Source organism: Caballeronia sp. LjRoot29 (assembly GCF_964252755.1).
Taxonomy (GTDB): Bacteria; Pseudomonadota; Gammaproteobacteria; order Burkholderiales; family Burkholderiaceae; genus Caballeronia.
Map to the genome: position 1 here is coordinate 19,506 of NZ_CAXUPU020000012.1, position 15,715 is coordinate 35,220.

17 protein-coding genes and 2 pseudogenes are annotated in these 15,715 nt (G+C 57.6%); 4 read left to right on the top strand and 15 right to left on the bottom strand.

The window, feature by feature from the left end:
• Positions 1–28: 28 nt before the first annotated feature.
• Positions 29–372 (top strand): annotated as a pseudogene (locus tag ACSQ83_RS15395) (zinc-binding dehydrogenase); the annotation flags it as partial.
• A 76-nt stretch (positions 373–448) separates the two neighbouring features.
• Here ACSQ83_RS15395 and ACSQ83_RS15400 read toward each other — a convergent pair.
• The 9 genes from ACSQ83_RS15400 to ACSQ83_RS15440 all read right to left on the bottom strand — a co-directional run bounded on the left by ACSQ83_RS15400 (position 449) and on the right by ACSQ83_RS15440 (position 6,771).
• A complete protein-coding gene (locus ACSQ83_RS15400; RefSeq protein WP_436186874.1) occupies positions 449–619 on the bottom strand; it encodes a hypothetical protein in 171 nt (56 codons plus the stop codon).
• Positions 620–773: 154 nt separating this feature from the next.
• Positions 774–1,271, bottom strand: coding sequence for a TPM domain-containing protein (locus ACSQ83_RS15405; protein WP_436228743.1), 498 nt, complete (start codon positions 1,269–1,271; stop codon positions 774–776).
• Between the two features lie 2 nt (positions 1,272–1,273).
• On the bottom strand, positions 1,274–2,134 hold the full coding sequence (locus ACSQ83_RS15410; RefSeq protein ID WP_436228744.1) for a TPM domain-containing protein: 861 nt from the start codon (positions 2,132–2,134) through the stop codon (positions 1,274–1,276).
• Positions 2,131–2,751, bottom strand: a complete 621-nt coding sequence (locus ACSQ83_RS15415) for a LemA family protein (RefSeq protein ID WP_436186518.1) — start codon at positions 2,749–2,751, stop codon at positions 2,131–2,133. Before ACSQ83_RS15415 ends, ACSQ83_RS15410 begins: the two co-directional genes overlap by 4 nt.
• Before the next feature lie 498 nt (positions 2,752–3,249).
• Complete coding sequence (locus tag ACSQ83_RS15420) at positions 3,250–3,582, bottom strand: hypothetical protein (protein ID WP_436181446.1); 333 nt, start codon at positions 3,580–3,582, stop codon at positions 3,250–3,252.
• On the bottom strand, positions 3,525–5,132 hold the full coding sequence (tnpC, locus tag ACSQ83_RS15425) for an IS66 family transposase (RefSeq protein WP_436228745.1): 1,608 nt from the start codon (positions 5,130–5,132) through the stop codon (positions 3,525–3,527). The genes ACSQ83_RS15420 and tnpC overlap by 58 nt, the downstream gene beginning before the upstream one ends.
• A gap of 50 nt (positions 5,133–5,182) precedes the next feature.
• Positions 5,183–5,533, bottom strand: a complete 351-nt coding sequence (tnpB, locus tag ACSQ83_RS15430) for an IS66 family insertion sequence element accessory protein TnpB (RefSeq protein WP_122174673.1) — start codon at positions 5,531–5,533, stop codon at positions 5,183–5,185.
• Positions 5,533–5,925: an IS66-like element accessory protein TnpA gene (gene tnpA / locus ACSQ83_RS15435; protein WP_122174674.1), complete on the bottom strand. Its 393-nt coding sequence runs from the start codon at positions 5,923–5,925 to the stop codon at positions 5,533–5,535. The genes tnpB and tnpA overlap by 1 nt, the downstream gene beginning before the upstream one ends.
• Before the next feature lie 231 nt (positions 5,926–6,156).
• Positions 6,157–6,771, bottom strand: a complete 615-nt coding sequence (locus ACSQ83_RS15440; protein WP_436228746.1) for a LemA family protein — start codon at positions 6,769–6,771, stop codon at positions 6,157–6,159.
• 338 nt (positions 6,772–7,109) lie between these two features.
• On the opposite strand from ACSQ83_RS15440, the gene ACSQ83_RS15445 reads away from it, so the two are divergent.
• A complete protein-coding gene (locus ACSQ83_RS15445) occupies positions 7,110–7,409 on the top strand; it encodes an ATP-binding protein (RefSeq protein ID WP_436228747.1) in 300 nt (99 codons plus the stop codon).
• Positions 7,410–7,795: 386 nt separating this feature from the next.
• On the opposite strand, the gene ACSQ83_RS15450 is transcribed toward ACSQ83_RS15445, so the two are convergent.
• The 5 genes from ACSQ83_RS15450 to ACSQ83_RS15470 form a co-directional block, all read right to left on the bottom strand.
• Positions 7,796–8,707, bottom strand: coding sequence for a flagellar brake protein (locus ACSQ83_RS15450; RefSeq protein ID WP_436228748.1), 912 nt, complete (start codon positions 8,705–8,707; stop codon positions 7,796–7,798).
• 392 nt (positions 8,708–9,099) lie between these two features.
• A complete protein-coding gene (locus ACSQ83_RS15455) occupies positions 9,100–9,729 on the bottom strand; it encodes a nitroreductase family protein (RefSeq protein ID WP_436228749.1) in 630 nt (209 codons plus the stop codon).
• Between the two features lie 216 nt (positions 9,730–9,945).
• The gene (locus tag ACSQ83_RS15460; RefSeq protein ID WP_436228750.1) at positions 9,946–10,911 is read right to left on the bottom strand and encodes a universal stress protein; all 966 of its coding nucleotides are present in this window, start codon (positions 10,909–10,911) and stop codon (positions 9,946–9,948) included.
• A 31-nt stretch (positions 10,912–10,942) separates the two neighbouring features.
• The gene (locus ACSQ83_RS15465) at positions 10,943–11,458 is read right to left on the bottom strand and encodes a flavodoxin family protein (RefSeq protein WP_436228751.1); all 516 of its coding nucleotides are present in this window, start codon (positions 11,456–11,458) and stop codon (positions 10,943–10,945) included.
• Between the two features lie 317 nt (positions 11,459–11,775).
• The gene (locus tag ACSQ83_RS15470) at positions 11,776–12,141 is read right to left on the bottom strand and encodes a hypothetical protein (RefSeq protein WP_436228752.1); all 366 of its coding nucleotides are present in this window, start codon (positions 12,139–12,141) and stop codon (positions 11,776–11,778) included.
• 640 nt (positions 12,142–12,781) lie between these two features.
• Between ACSQ83_RS15470 and ACSQ83_RS15475 the strand changes: the two genes are divergently transcribed.
• Complete coding sequence (locus tag ACSQ83_RS15475) at positions 12,782–14,401, top strand: oleate hydratase (RefSeq protein WP_436228753.1); 1,620 nt, start codon at positions 12,782–12,784, stop codon at positions 14,399–14,401.
• A 200-nt stretch (positions 14,402–14,601) separates the two neighbouring features.
• On the opposite strand, the pseudogene ACSQ83_RS15480 reads toward ACSQ83_RS15475, so the two are convergent.
• Positions 14,602–14,946: pseudogene (locus ACSQ83_RS15480) on the bottom strand (zinc-dependent alcohol dehydrogenase); the annotation flags it as partial.
• Between the two features lie 192 nt (positions 14,947–15,138).
• Here ACSQ83_RS15480 and ACSQ83_RS15485 point away from each other — a divergent pair.
• A complete protein-coding gene (locus ACSQ83_RS15485; RefSeq protein WP_436228754.1) occupies positions 15,139–15,366 on the top strand; it encodes a hypothetical protein in 228 nt (75 codons plus the stop codon).
• Positions 15,367–15,715 lie beyond the last annotated feature (349 nt).

Consider the following 15,715-nt stretch of genomic DNA (forward strand, 5'->3'; position numbering starts at 1 on the left):
CGGCCCGTTTGACCTGTATCAACGGGGACTGCGTCAGGAAATCGGCGGAGCCCATGGCGTGCTCGTCACCGCCGTATCGCGCCGCGCCTTCGCTCCAGCGCTCGGTATGATCCGGCGCGGCGGTACCGTCGTGCTCAACGGCTTGCCCCGGGCAACTTTCCGCTGCCGTTCTTTTCAACGGCGCTCAATGGCATCACCGTGCGTGGATCGATCGTCGGGACGCGACGGGATTTGCAGAAGTCCCTTGAACTTGCAGCCGAAGGTGGGATACGCGCGCGCATTCACACTGAGCGCCCGGCAAACATCAGCAGCGTGTTCGCCAATCTGAAGAACGACAAGATCGACGACCGCGCGGTGCTGACACTCGACTGACGGATAGTCTGCTGACTGATTCAGAAAACGCGGCGGCAAGACCTACCTGCGGCCGTGGCCCCAACTTACTGCTTCCTTATTTTTTCAATGAGGCAAGCAATGCTTGTTCAAGTGACAAGAGCCTCGCATTCGTCAGTTCGGCATGAAGCTTCATTGCTCGAATCAAGGCCTGGACGTTTATGTCGTCGCTTTTCGACGCGAGATCATCAAATTCAGAAAGTATCTTGCTAACAGTATTGGTGCTCATGGCTACTCCTTGTTGGGTCGGTAAAGGACTTTCAGATCAACTTCGTTCCTCTGTGAGGAACGTTACATTCAGCGTCGCGGTGGCTTGGGCTACGCGCGATCCCCTTAACACCTTGCACGAGCGCCAAAATCGTCCCGCGCGAGTGGGTAAGTGCTCAAAGCACGGCCGGCTTGCTCGGCAATTCGTCGAGATTTTCCTGCTGAGGCGGAAAATGTCTTTTCAGCAACGCCGTTACCTGCTCGATGCCCCGCAATACTCCGGTCTGATATTTGCCGAGCGCGAAGTCGGCCTCCATCTGCCGGCAGATGGCCTCCCACTCGGGGGGCTTCACCCTGGCATGCACCCCGCGGTCGGCAACAATCTCCACATCGTGATCGGCGAGCACCAGATAGATGAGTACCCCATTGTTGTGTTCCGTATCCCAGACTCGCAATTCGGAAAAGACATCGATAGCACGTTCTCTCGCCGACATTCCGTCCAATAAAGCCTCGATATGAAGCGCGCCTTCAACAGCAAACCGGATCTGACCGATGTGCGCGCGATGGCTTTCCTGGATGGCCTTTTCAATTGCGCGCAGCGTGTCAGGTGGAAAGGCCCGATCCACGTGCCAGCGAGTCACGAACAAATGTCTGATGACACGTTTGAGGTCCATGGCTACCACCTGCCCGATGCGCCACCGCCGCCAAATCCGCCGCCACCGCCCCGGAAGATTGTGCGGCCGGCGCCCCTGCCGAATGTGCCCGACGGGCCGCCGACAGCACGCCCCCCTGCGTAGGCGCCGAGACCGCTGCCGAGTAACGTGAAAGCGAAGGCGATCGCGCCCGCGACTACTGCGATGAGCAGCGCGCCCGATAACATCCACGCGAGCGCCGCGACGGCACCGCCAGTCACTACAGAGCCAGGCAACCGTCCTAGTAGCGTCCGACACACCCCGCCCGCGACCAGGGTGAGCACGAACAGAATGGGCAAATAGCGCGCGAGTTGCTCGGACGCGCCACCTACATGTCGGTCTGGTCGCGGGAGAGGTTCGCCATTAATGACGCTCATGATGCGGTCAAGGCCGGCCGCAACACCACCGTAAAAGTCGCCCTGCTTAAATCTCGGAACGATCGTCTCGTTGATGATACGGCTGCTCGTTGCATCGGTGAGCGCCCCCTCGAGGCCGTAGCCAACTTCAATGCGCAGCGTCCGGTCGTCCTTCGCGATGATCAGCAACACGCCATCGTCGATACGCCCGCGTCCCAGCTTCCATTGATCAACGACGCGCAGCGAATACTGTTCAATGGTTTCCGGCCGGGTGGTGGGCACAATGAGGACGGATATCTGGCTCCCCTTTTTGGCCTCAAACGCCTGCAATGTCTGCTCTAGCGCCAAACGCTGTTCGCTGGTGAGCGTGATCGTCTCATCGGTGACGTGTGTCGTCAGTGGCGGAATCGCCACCTCCGCACTCGCAACGCACGGCGAGAATGCGAGGACGGCGAGCAGCAGCATGCTTGCGGACGTCAGGATGTTCAATTGGCTGCTCCGCTGGCCGGCGTGGGCGCTGTGCTGAAATCAACTAGTGGAGGACGCGCGATCTCTGCCTCGTTCGACACCGAGAAATTTGGTTTCTCCTTGTAGCCGAACATGCTCGCGGTGAGATTGGACGGAAATGACCGCACGGTCGTGTTGTAGCCTTGCACTGCCTTTATATAGCGGTTGCGCGCCACGGCTATGCGGTTTTCGGTTCCTTCAAGCTGCGCCTGCAGGTCACGAAAGTTGGCATCGGACTTCAACTGCGGGTAGTTCTCGGACACAACGAGCAGTCGCGATAGTGAAGACGACAACTGCGCCTGGGCCGATTCGAATTTCGCGAATGCCTGCGGGTCGTTCAGGACCTCCGGAGTCGCCTGCAGGGAACCGACTCGGGCTCGCGCCTTGGTCACGCTGATGAACACTTCTCGTTCCTGACTCGCGTAGCCCTTCACGGTGTTCACGAGATTCGGAACCAGGTCGGCCCGACGCTGGTACTGGTTGAGTACCTCCGACCAGCTTGCCTTCACCTGCTCATCCTGAGTCTGTATGGCGTTGTAGCCGCATCCGGAGACGGATAGCACGATGAAAGCAAGTAACGTTAGACATAGGGTACGCATTAGACCTTCCTGTTCTTCGGACAACTGCCACTAACACGCCTCTGACGACGACATGGCCCAGTGAAATCCAAACCCGGACCGCTTTCCTGCATCGTCGAGAAGGCAACCTCAGCCTACGCGGCAGGACCTGGCGTACGTTGACCCAAATCAAAGGAGAGACCGGCGAAAATTCGATAGCGATGGATATTGAGACGCACACTCGCTCTCGGCCTTCTCTGCCGTTTCCTCAAATGGTTTGATGTCTGTGCAACGTATTCCACTCCCGAAGCTGCCATGGGTCGCAAGGGTCGCGATGGCAGCACATCAGCCAGTAGTGACATTTCGATCACCGATGGACCGACCGAGCACGAGGCAGGTATTTTGTTGTGGCGAATCAGGAAGCTGACGTGACTGCAGGAGTAAGCGAGAGCCATGTGCACGGAGCGCAACCGCATCCAGTGCGGAATGTATTGAGACAACTGAGACGTAAGCGTGACCGAAGTACCGTTCTTGACGAAACTATTTTCGACGAGATTTTTTTGTTGGCGGGGCATTAACTTCATCGACGACATAGCCGGTAGCGATGGCCTCGATGATCGCGAACTCCAATCGATCTAGCAGCTCTAGCATGGATTCGCCGGGGTGCTGGCGAAGCATGGCGATCGTGCTCTCTTTCATGTGAGCCGCGGCCACGGTGCCGAATGAGGGTACCGAGTCGACGGAGAAGGAGCCGCCGTCCGCGACGAAGGCGGCCAGCGACGCGAGTGTCGTCGGAACCTTGCTCGCTAACTCACTCAGCTCACTGAGGGCGCGGGCGAGTTCGTCGTCTGAAGTTTGTCGGCGACGTGCCATGGCAGCAGCTCCTCGATTCTATTGATGGGGTGGTCGGCGATATGGGCCAGTACGTAGCCCAGATATGCTTCCGGATCGATACCGTTGAGTTTGCAGGTGCCAATCAACGAATACATGGCAGCCGCTCGTTCACCGCCGCTATCTGCGCCAACGAAGAGGAAATTTTTCCGTCCAAGGCAGCATCCCCGTAGAGCATTCTCGGCGATATTGTTGTCAATCTCGGCGATGCCATCGTCGCAGTAATACGTCAGGGCCGGCCAATGATTCATGAAGTAGTTGATCGCCTTGGCCGTTTCGGTCTGGGCGGAGAGTGTTGCCCGCCAGGCGCGTAGCCACGTCTCGAGGCTGTTCAGCAGCGGGCGAGCCTTTTCCTGACGGACCCGCTTGCGTTCTTCGCCCGCATGTCCGCGAATTTTCGCTTCAATCGCGTACAGTTCGCCAATGCGGCGCAACGCTTCAGTGGTCCTCACGGTCTTGCACTTCACATGCAAATCGTGAATTTTTCTTCTAGCGTGAGCCATACAAGCTGCTTCATGGACCTCCCCCCCCTTGTAAAGGGCGTCGTAGCCCGCGAACGCATCCGCTTGCAACACACCGGTAAAGTCGGCCAGATGGGCTTGAGGATGTTGCCCCTGTCGATCTGGCGTGTATGCAAACCAGACCGCGGGGGATGCCTTCGAACCTGAACGGCGATCATCGCGCACATAGACCCACAGACGCCCCGTTTTGGTCTTTTTGTTGCCCGGCGACAGTACCGGGATCGTCGTGTCGTCCGCATGCACCTTGCCCGGCGCCACCACATACCGGTACAGCGCATCATCTAACGGTCGCATAAGAGCACAACACAGGCCAATCTGCCGGGCCATCACCGAACGGTCATAGTCGATGCCTTCCCGAGCCCAGATCTCGCACTGCCGGTACAGCGGCAGATGATCGCAGAATTTTGAAACGATCACGTGGGCCAGCAGCGCCGCGCTGGCAATGCCGCGCTCGATCGGCCGGCTCGGTGCCGGTGCCTGAACGATGCAGTCGCATCGCACACAGGCCTTCTTGCGCCGGATGTGACGAATGACCTTGAAGGCTGCCTTGATGATCGTCAGTTGCTCGGCAACGTCCTCGCCCAGCGGCTTAAGCTCGCCTGCGCACTCCGGACAGACGACTTCGACAGGTTCGTAAATATGATCTTCGCGGGGCAGATGAGCGGGCAACGCTCGACGTGTCGAAGGTTTGCGCGGCTTCACCTTCTTCTGCTCCAGTTCTGCAGTAACTTCGGCCTCACCATCGGTCGCCTCCAGCTCTTCAAGCCGCGTTTCCAGGCGTTCGATCTCTCGGTCTAGTTTCTCTGAACTCCTGCCAAACTGCATCCGCTTCAGTTTGGCGATCTGCAGCTTCAACCGCTCGATCTCCAACGCGCGGGCCTGCAGCGTACGCTGCATCTGTGCGATAGACTCGAGCTGTTGCTGGACCACGCCGTCACGCTCGACCAGCGCCAGATCGCGTGCCGACACCATCGCCTTCAAGATGGCGATGTCGTCAGGCAAGTCAGTCATCTCAGAGCTGGCATTTAGCATGCGCGCAGTTTACGCAGGTTCCGGCTCGTTTACAACGCCGACATCAATGGTGACGTCCGCCGGGGCTGCTTCCAGTCAATGCCTTCGAGCAGCATCGACAATTGGGCTTGCGTCAGATGAACCTTGCCGCTCTCAGCCTGCGGCCAGACAAAGCGCCCGCTACTTTCAAGACGCTTCGCGAGTAGGCATAGTCCATCGCCCGTGGCCCAGAGGATTTTGACAACGTTCCCGCGTTTGCCGCGAAACACGAATACATGACCCGAGAATGGATTTTCATCCAACGCCGACTGTGCTTTAGCAGCCAGCCCGTCGAAACCGCAGCGCATATCCGTTACGCCCGCGGCAATCCAGATGCGTGTGCCCGCCGGCAGTCCCATCATCAAAGGTAGTCACGCAGAAACTGCATCGCCACAGCAGCCGTCAGTCCGCAAATCCGCACGCGGCGCTTGCCGATTTCGACCTCGACCTGGCAGGACGGCGTTGTCACTGGCACCGCGTCATCAGACGCCACTGCCGTGGGATCGATGATACTGACAGGCAACAGGGCCGCGGCAGGCGGAGCGCCCACGTCGACGCGATGCATCCGATTACGATATTGTTTGCGCCATCCGAAAATCACATTGGCATTTATGCCGTGCTCACGAGCGACGAGCGAAACGGAGGTCCCTGGCTGTAGCGTTTGTTCGACCACACGACGTTTAAATGCGGCTGAATAGGTCTTTCGCGGCGGCCGCCGACGAGCGTCAGAATCAAGATGAGTATGGATAGTCATTGGAGAGATCGTGTCCGTGATCGGGTTATCGTGGACACGATCTAATGGTGTCCACAAAACAAGGATCTTCCCGACCTCCAACTCAGCGGTCTACACGGTACTGCGGTCACGCTTACACTGAGACGTGGCTATTCGCGGTTTTGGGCACTCGAGGCGTACTCGCGCTGCACTGACTCAACACTCGCGAGGTTACAGGCGCTTCTGCTATGCAGGTCATCACGTAGTTGAGCATCAGACTCGCAATGAGCCGCGCAGCGCGCCAAAATCTTGGCGCGGCGCATGCACAGTCCTTTCGGCCATGGCGAATAGCGGTTTGTCAACGTAGTGCATAACCCCCGTATCGCGGCTGCGTGTCAATGAATGAAGTTTTTCATTGTAAGACCGAGCCGCGCTGTTATAGCGTTCGCGCGCGCGGCTGATTTGCTTTTCCCCATTCGATAGCTTCGACTTGAGAAGTCCATATTCTGGATCGATCCGAATTCGCCGATTTTCGTCAAGGCTGACCAGGAGGCCGGAGAGCAAATCGGCCAAATGTCTTTGCGCCACCTCCTCTTTTTCGAAGGCAACCTTGTCGTTCGAGATATCCCTAGCGGCCGCCTGCGATGCCTCAGAACAAGCGGCTTCGACGGATGCAAGGTCGAACTTCTGGCGCGCTCCCGTCACGCGTACCATGTGGATCAATTCTCGTGAGCTATCGACGCGATGCGTGTACTGATCGAGCACATCCGCGAGCCCCACTTTCACGTCAGCGTCACTAGGTGGGGCGATGTTTTCTCCACATGCGCTGACTAGCAGAGAAACAAAAAAAGCGACCATAACCCGATGCTTTTTCATCTTGGTTTCCATTGACGTTGGGGCAGCGCTGCGACGGCAGGACCTCTACCGACGTGTTGACCCGCGAGCGTTCAGGGCTGCCGACTCAAGCTCGTCGCGTCCGTCGGACTTCTACTGGTGACGATATGCTTCGACAAGCGTTGGCGACGCGCGTCTAGCCGAAGCGAGCGTTACAGATACTCCCCACCCGACTGACATGTTCTACCATCAATTATTCGCATCCAACATCGCTTGGCTTGCAAATGTACGGAACTCATCATCGGTGCTTCGCGCCAGCCCCGGTTGACTTGAATCAAGCGTCATTGCAGAAGGAGCATGACTGAGGCGGCGAGACCCACGTCTCTGGGAGAGTGACGGTCCATCAAGCGGAGCATGCCGACCACGAGCCCCCGCTATTTGCACATCAGAGCCGCCGTATTCACGCAATAGTCGCAATTACGGATACCGGGGCAGGCATGTCCCCAGAGGTTCTGGCGAGATCGACAGATCCTTTCTTCACGACCAAGCCTCGGGGTAAAGGCACCCGACCCGGGCTTCGCATGGTTTGCCGGTTCGGTCGACAAATGGGTGGCGATTGCTTGATCACCAGCGTGCCCGGGGAAGGTACGCAAGTCACTCTTTATTTGCGTTGTGCGCACCGTGTCCAATAGAAGCGGTCCCAACAGGCGCCCGATGAGCCCAGAACCTCCAGTAGGTTAGCAACCGTCTACATGAGTCGCCTCGTCACCCGAAATAACATCTAAGGTCATTACTTCGCTAACCCGCAGACCGTGTGACTTCACACAATCCTCTTCACGTTCCGACGATAACAGATCAAGCCACCTGGATCGCCGAGGCTTCGCGGTATAGAGCTCTGTCCGGTGAATCAGGTCACCCTCAAAGACACTGCGTCGACCAGCTCGTCGCCGCCCCATCTCTTAAAAGGGGCCGGGTTGTTCCCGACTCTCAAGCACAATCGATGAGGTATGGGCCGCAGATGCGCCATGACTTTCTTACTTCCACTTGAATTTTCTGGTTCCCACACGCGGTTTTGATGTCAAATCTGTTCGGCCATGAACGACTTTAATGCAATCCGCTGGGACGGTTCGAGCTTCTCAAACTCCAATCCATAGGCGCCGTTGACACCCTGTGCGTCAACCTCCTGTACGTGCCGTACAATCGCGGGGCAGTCGATGTTGACGTCTGTACCGTCCGTGTTGAAACGAAATGACAAGTGGAGCCGGTCGGTTAGCTTGGCGTGCGGCTCAGCGACGGCTAGCGACAGGCCAAAGGGACTAATGTCGCGAATCAAGCCAAGTTGAGGGATGCGCTCCTCGCTGCCCGCGGGGGAAAAACGGGCTGGCAGCCGCGCGGACACGCGCACGAATTTTCGGGCCCGCAATCGGCGAATGGTTCCTGGCTCCGACAATACGAGATAGGGAAACGGATCGCAGCATACGGCATCGACGGTGCAGGCAAACTGGAACACTGATCGCGTTGTCAGTGCGATAAGCTCGACATTCTCGCCGCTTGTCAAAGCCAGCGGCGCATGACCTGTCATCAAGGGTTGCGTGATGAACACCGCGGCGGCACGGTGGGGTCCCGGCGTGGAAAAACCGATCACGCGACTCGAATACATGGCGGCTCCCGGCGCCCCGCGCAAACCTAGTCGCGCACCGATTTTCAGGCCGATATCGTTGAGTGTGAGATGCCCTGCTGTCTCGCTCCCCAGCACTCCGCCCCGTGCATGATCCGTCTCCGTCGAATCACTCGCGTCATCTCGACTCACCTGTTCAAGCTTGTGCGGTTCGAAGTTCTCAAACAGGAATGTGTGCGCCGCGAGGCTCGTTACGGTAGTACCGGCTTCGAACAACAGCGTGCCATCTGCAGTAACAATAGACCATCCGAGCGGCTCGTGGACTGGAACGTCGGCGGGTGCAAGACGGCTGCGCGGCGGAGGCGTTGGCAAAGCATGATCGTCAGTTATAGTAGGCGCGGGGAACGGTCTAGGGAGTGACCATCGTCTAGCTTGTCGGTCATTCCGTTAAGGGTCGCGACAAGTGCGGTTTGATTTCCTGGTCGGCGGACATGTGGGAACTGCAAAGTCATTTTGGGCTTTTCGTGGTCGTTTTTTTTGACATTCGTATATAACCTTACAGTCAAGGCTAAACTCTCACTACCTGAAGTAGTTGATGTAGATCAATGCAACACAGGACGCCTTCAAAGGTCCTTTTCGGATCTGGCGCATGGTCGGTGTTGCGACATTGACCGATCGGCTCCGCAGTGACGTATGCGATCGAATTGGTCGTTGTTTCATGTCCGCACCTCCAAGGTACGAGGGTGGACGGCTCGCGGCGTCCCTTAGCCGCCGATCACTTGCCAAATAATGGGGAACAGACCGGAGCCAAGTTGTAGTTGCTCGGAAAGCAACGTCCACTGCTCTTTGGCATCGTGCGACGAAACTGACAAACCTTCAGATGCGCAAAATAAACGCACATTCTGTGCAATCGCGCCGGCGGTCAACCCTAGGGACAGGTCTTGTTCTCGAGCGGGGATGTCTCCCATGTGCGTGTTGTCCGCAACGCAGACAAGCTTCAGAGGAGCGTGTTCGATCGCTTCAACTGCGTTTGCACATCCACCAGAAACGAAGTCCAGACAATGATTCAATGGATCGTGGCGATACGCACCACCGCGGAGAATCGCGTATAGATTGACGTTGCGGGCGTTCGTGCCAGCTGTTGCCCAGGCGGGTTCGTTCCGTTGATGAATCACGCCATTGGCCGCCCACAACAGATTACTGAGCCGCTCGTGGGTAAGAGCGGCACTTTCAAAACTCTCGGACGAACGTTGCCACGCGAGCAACTGCATGAGCGGACGACCACCCAAACGATGCGGCGAGGACAGAGAGATTGTGCGCTCCGATGCAAATCCATCAATCGTACTGCTCTCGTCATGCGGCGTCGCCCACTCAGCACTGGCAGTACTTGTCATTTAGATCTCCCCCCTCAGGAAGTAGCGAGCTGTAACTCAATCGATTATTCAGCGTTGCGATGACCGGGTCTCCTGCCCAGTCGACAGCTATAGTTCTGCCATCGATAGCCTCGTTGCGACAGAGAGGTTTTCTCTCTATCGTCGACAGATCCTCGATATTGCCGTCCTGCGTTCATGTTGATCCAAGCTCAGGGACTGCGCTCTTCTCGCCGCCACTTACGGAATGTCTTTCTCCCGAACCAGTAACAGCGGTGTCCGGGCGACCGCCACGACCCTGTTGGCAACGCTTCCGAGCAGGCAACGCACCACACCGCGTCGGCCGTGCGTGCCCATCACCAGAAGATCGGCGTGCCATCGCGCGGCCTCTCTCACAATCGCATGTGCAACGTCGTCATTGGCTTCATCGGTCCTGAGCAGCGCAGTGTCTAGCCGGGGGCCCCCTGCGTCCGTGAGCCCCTCGAAGAGCTCGCTCGCGCTGGCAAGCGCGGTGTCGCCTTGTTCAACCAACGCGTCTTGCAGCAGAGTGTGCGGTACGAAATCGGTCAGGAGCGCCGCGAGGTCCAAGACATGAACAGCGCGAAGATCCGTTCGCGCGTTGGCAAGTCGTGCCACGGTACGCAGGGCCTCTTGCGACGCTGAACTGCCGTCGGCCGCAAACAAGATTCGCTGTGGCCCTCCACGCCACACGAAGTCGCAGCGCTCGGGGATCACGAAGATCGCACACTCGGCAAACTTCATCAGCGGTTCCGACAGCGGTCCCTCTATCCAATGCAGCAGCCCCTGGTGCTGGCGCGAACCCATGACCAGCAAGTCCGCCTTCCAGTCTTGCGCGCACTTGGTCAACTCATGCACGACCTCACCGCCATGCGTTACAAGGTCGAGAATCTGAATCTCGACGACGGCGCCGCTAGACGTGAACATCTCCTTCGCCACGGCGCACGCACTCTCAACTGCAGCGAGCAACTGCGCATGTGCCGCACTTAAGTGAAACGCCGCGAGCGGCCCGAACGGTATCACGGCACGCGCGTTCTCTAATACGCCGACGATGCGAACGTGTGTCTCTTTGTTCGCCAGATTAGGAACGAAGGCGGCAGCACGAGCAGAAGCAACCGTCGGATCAACGCATAGCAATATCCGCTTGAAAGCGGTGACAGTATCCAGATTTTCTGTTTGAAGTTCCATGACCGGTACTTATCCTGTGGTTCGAATCTCATCAATACATCCATTCCAGCGCATGGATGTGCTCAAGCTTGCGAGTAAGCTCCTCGGCGAATACATCGAGTAGAAGCGGATCGATACCGCGCTTGACATCGTGGCTATCAATCTTGCAGTGCGCAACGGGCCGCCGGCCGCAAATTTGGACCATTTGCTCAAGTGCCAGTTCGGCTCCCCTGCCGCCCAGCGTGCAAAGAAACGCGCTGCTGTGCAGGGCTGCCCCGTACGCCTTGAGCCAGGCGTTCATGGGTGCAGCCAAGCGATGCGCCCAGACCGGTGTGGCGATCACCACCAATTCGTAGGCGGATGGAGCGTGTTTAACCGCGTTGATTTTGGCCGGCCGCTCGAGTAATGCATCGATAAGCGACCGGACAAACCCTGACGGACCCGAGCGGTCACTACGATCAACGATCTCCTCGACATCTGCACCGAGCCGGGCTGCGAGCGATCGCGCCACTCGGGCGGTCACGCCGGAGCGCGAGTAGTAGACAACGAGGACTCTTGGTTTTGACATTGCAAATCTCCAAACGGTGTCACCGCAGCGGACAACGCCACCGACCTACAAATGAATCGTCTCCGAGAGCTCCAGGTCGATCCACACCATGTCCTTGCGCAAGCAGTCAAGTACGACCTCACCCTCGCTTGCGAAAACTTTGAGTGTCCGAAAACCGATGCTTCTTGTCGCGCTCCGCCTTCGCGCTGATCGAGACCACATTGCCATCGATCTTCATCGCCGATATCCTTCTTGTCGACGCCAGGAAGTTTCACCTTGACCTGATACGGCGGATCGACTTTCTGGCGAGCCGCTGGTCCGTTGACCTGCATCAACGATCAGGTCGAGAGCTTCGCGATCGCCGGCGACTGCGTCTTGAACCACAACGGCATTGCAGCAGGATTCGTTGCCGTTGCTTTCTGAAATTCACCGGTCCACGTCGATTGCCAGCTCTTGAACACGTCCGAGAAGGCTTTGCTCACTGCCTTCTGGTTGCGCATCGTGATGCCAATCCCTTCCTCCAAAAGACCTTTGGTCGCCTTCAGATACCCGCGCGCGATTGCCTGCGAGTCCAAAATAAATTCGCTCCAGTCTTTTGCATCCGCGATGGCTTCGCAACCCCGCCGAAGCACATCGAGATCGCGTTCGACACGCCGTGTCTCGAGCGCACTGGCTTCCTGCAGCCAGGTCTCGTAGGCAGTCATCAGCCGCGGTGCGAAATAGGGATTCGCGGCCCATCTGAGGGGCCTGTTGAAATCCGTTGCAATGATCAAGTCCTCTCTTATTGTTGAACGCCGCGCCATTCTCACCGTATGCTCAATATCAATTTAAGCGTGGGCCCAGCCTTGCCGTTGATCTATGTCAATCAGCGTGTTCCGAGCGCAACCGCCCTCACGTCGTCGATCTGCATCAACCACCGTGGCAGGCAGGCAACACATACACTTTGATCACGAGCGTCTCGCGTGGCGTTCGAATCGGGCCAATCTCATGCTGGATCTCAAACGATGGCGCTATGAACATCGCATCCTGATCCAGAGCTGTAACACACGCTTACGCACCTGCCTTTGCAGGCCGCGCGCTGTGTCGAAATGACACTGAGCCCTGCATACGATTCCGAGAAACAACATTAAATGCGGCGGCGCACCGTCACCATCCGCGGACGCAGTTTTGTGTGATCCCGCAACCGTCTCGGCCGCTCCGCGACGTCGCCACTGCGCCTTAAAGGCCTCGCCCCTTGATCTGCGTCAATCGGGCAAGGAGCAAGGGCTGTATCTTGGGTTTCGTTTTCCGTACGGCGCGGACGTACGGCGCTGATCGACGCGAGTTCAACGAGGGATGTCCACCATGCGACGTGCACATAGCAATCCAAACGGAGTGGCCGCCGACGACAGCAAGTTTTATCTGGTCGGCGGGGGAATCGCATCGCTTGCAGCAGCTGCGTTCCTGATTCGTGATGTCGATATTCCAGGCCGTAATATAACGATCATAGAAGCGCTCGGCGTAGAAGGCGGCAGCCTTGATGCCGCGGGTTCGCCACAAGACGGCTATGTGCTGCGCGGTGGCCGCATGCTCGAAAGCAAATACGTGTGCACATTCGACCTCTTCTCGTCGATTCCCACGCTCGACGACAGCACGACCGTCACGCAGGAGATTTTCGACTGGAATGAAACGATGAAGACTTCATCGAAATCCCGCTTGGTGCGCAATGGTCGCCGGCTTGACAAACCCGCATTCGGTCTCGATGAAAAGCACATTCTTAAGCTTGAACGCCTCGCGATCGAACCAGAACACATGCTCGGGCGCAGTCGCATAGCGGACCATTTCGGGCCGGACTTCTTCAAGACGAACTTCTGGCTCATGTGGTGTACGACCTTTGCATTCCACCCGTGGCATAGCGCTGTCGAATTCAAGCGTTATTTGCTGCGGTTCATCCACATGGTGTCGGGTTTCAACGAACTGCACGGGATCATGCGGACGGTCTACAACCAGTACGACTCGATGGTCCGCCCACTTAGACGATGGCTCGACGAGCGGGGCGTACATATCCAGCTCGGTACACGCGTCACAGATCTCACGCTCATCGAGAACGAAGGCCAGACGCGCGTGGCGGGTATCACCTGGGAGCGCGAGGGACGCAGCGAATCCATCTCGCTCGGACCGGATGACTTCGCCATAATCACGCTGGGTTCAATGACCGAAAGCTCCTCGCTCGGTGGCATGGACCGGGCGGCGGTCCAGATCGACGAACCCTGCAGCGGCGCCTGGGCCCTTTGGAACAAGATCGCCCAGGACCGCCCCGCTTTCGGCCGCCCTGCCGTGTTCGCTAACCATGTCCACGAATCCAAGTGGCTATCCTTCACGACTACATTGAATGACCCGGCTTTTTTCAATCTGGTCAGGAATTTCACCGGCAATGTACCGGGAGAAGGCGGACTCATCACCTTCGCGGACTCCAGTTGGCTCCTGTCGATTGTCTTGCCGCATCAACCGCACTTCATAGGTCAGCCCGACGACATCCAGGTGTTCTGGGGATACGGCCTGTATGTCGACCTGCCCGGCGACTTCGTGAAGAAACCGATGATCGCCTGCACCGGTCGAGAAATCATGACCGAGATCCTCGGGCATCTGCGCGCTGAAACCACGCCAGCAGAAAAAGCGTCTCAACTCCTCGATCATGCCGTGTGCATTCCGTGCTTCATGCCATTCATCACCAGTCAATTCCTGCCGCGCGAAAGAGGCGATCGGCCGGACGTGCTGCCGAAAGGATCTGTGAATCTCGCGTTTAGCGGCCAGTTTTGTGAGTTGCCAGATGACGTCGTCTTCACCGTCGAGTACTCGATTCGCTCGGCGCAGACGGCGGTCTATCGTCTGCTCGGCATCGACCGCACTCCCCTGCCCGTGTATCAGGGCAAGTTTGACCGGCATGTTCTATTTGAGGCGTTCGAGGCCCTCCACGGCCGGTAGCCTCCACTCGATTCTGACGATCAACGTCACGATCGAGGAGATCGGGGAGCATCGCGGCTGTGCTCGCAGCAACGCCGGCATGAGGCTGCGGGCTCGGCTGTCAACGCCGACACCGGTTTTCTCGTGGTGGGCTGATTCGATTTAATTGAGTGCAGTGATTGAGCGCATGTATCTACGTGCCAACGAATCGCAGAGGGAATTCAACCCCTCTGCATTCCATTGCCCACTCCAGGATAAAAATCCAGCACTATCCGGCCTTCGATATCACCCTCGATCATCCGCGAAAATACGTGGTTGATATTTTTCCGCCTATCGGTTGATACAGTGGCTTTGACCTTGCCCTCATCACCGAAGATCAGCAGCGCCTGCAAATCTAGCCGGGTACCGACAATCGATCCACGTACGGTGAATCCGCCCAATACCACGTCGAAAATGGCCGGGCGGCAGGCCGTTCAGGGAGACCGTGCCACCGCGCCGCGCATGCCGAGCGCTTGCGAAAACGCCTTTGGCAAAACCGCGGTAAAAAGCACCCCATGTGCGCCACCGTTTCCTTCTTAATTCCACACGGAGACGCGGTGGCGGTGACTGTAGGAAAACACTGACACGGCTGCCCGATCGCTTACACGAAATCCAGCGCTGCCTGATTTTATTCTCGATGTCGGCGAACGATACTTAGGTCATGGATAGGCACCTCCAATGACTTGTTCCCGTCACCGGACGTTGTAAGGAGATTGGCCATGTTTAACCACCCCACTTTTGCCGATTCTGTCGCTGCACCCGCAGGGCAGCGCGATGCAAACTCAACAAGCGGCGAGTCCGATGAAATCCTCGCGCTTGCACGTAATGCCGGCATGCTGGTCACGCTCGACGGGCAGGTTGGCCGAGAGAAGTACCAGAGCATCGTCGGGTCCATCGCATCATTCATGCGCTTCGCCGATGCCGTTCGCACGACCCGGTTCTCCTGAATTAGAAATTGCCAAACGAAGTCTGCGCGATCTTCTTCGCACCCGCCTGACCCCAAGTGCGAACTATGCGAGAAGCCTGATCTCATTGTCACCAAAGCCGAGTGTTGGGTGAGCGCAAAGCGGCGTTCCACATCAACACGCAATGCCGAAGGAGTAAAAAATGAATATCGGAGAACACTCACTGCGCTTGCTGGTCGAAAAATGGTTTACGCTAACCGCGGCGACGTCGGTTCGCGTAACCCGATTCAGTCGCAAACCTCCCAGTCATGAACGCTGTGTTTGCGTTGAGACAGTTCGTAAAGAAGGCGCTGTTGCTATTTTTTTCTTTCAGCACGCTGACGGTGCGTGG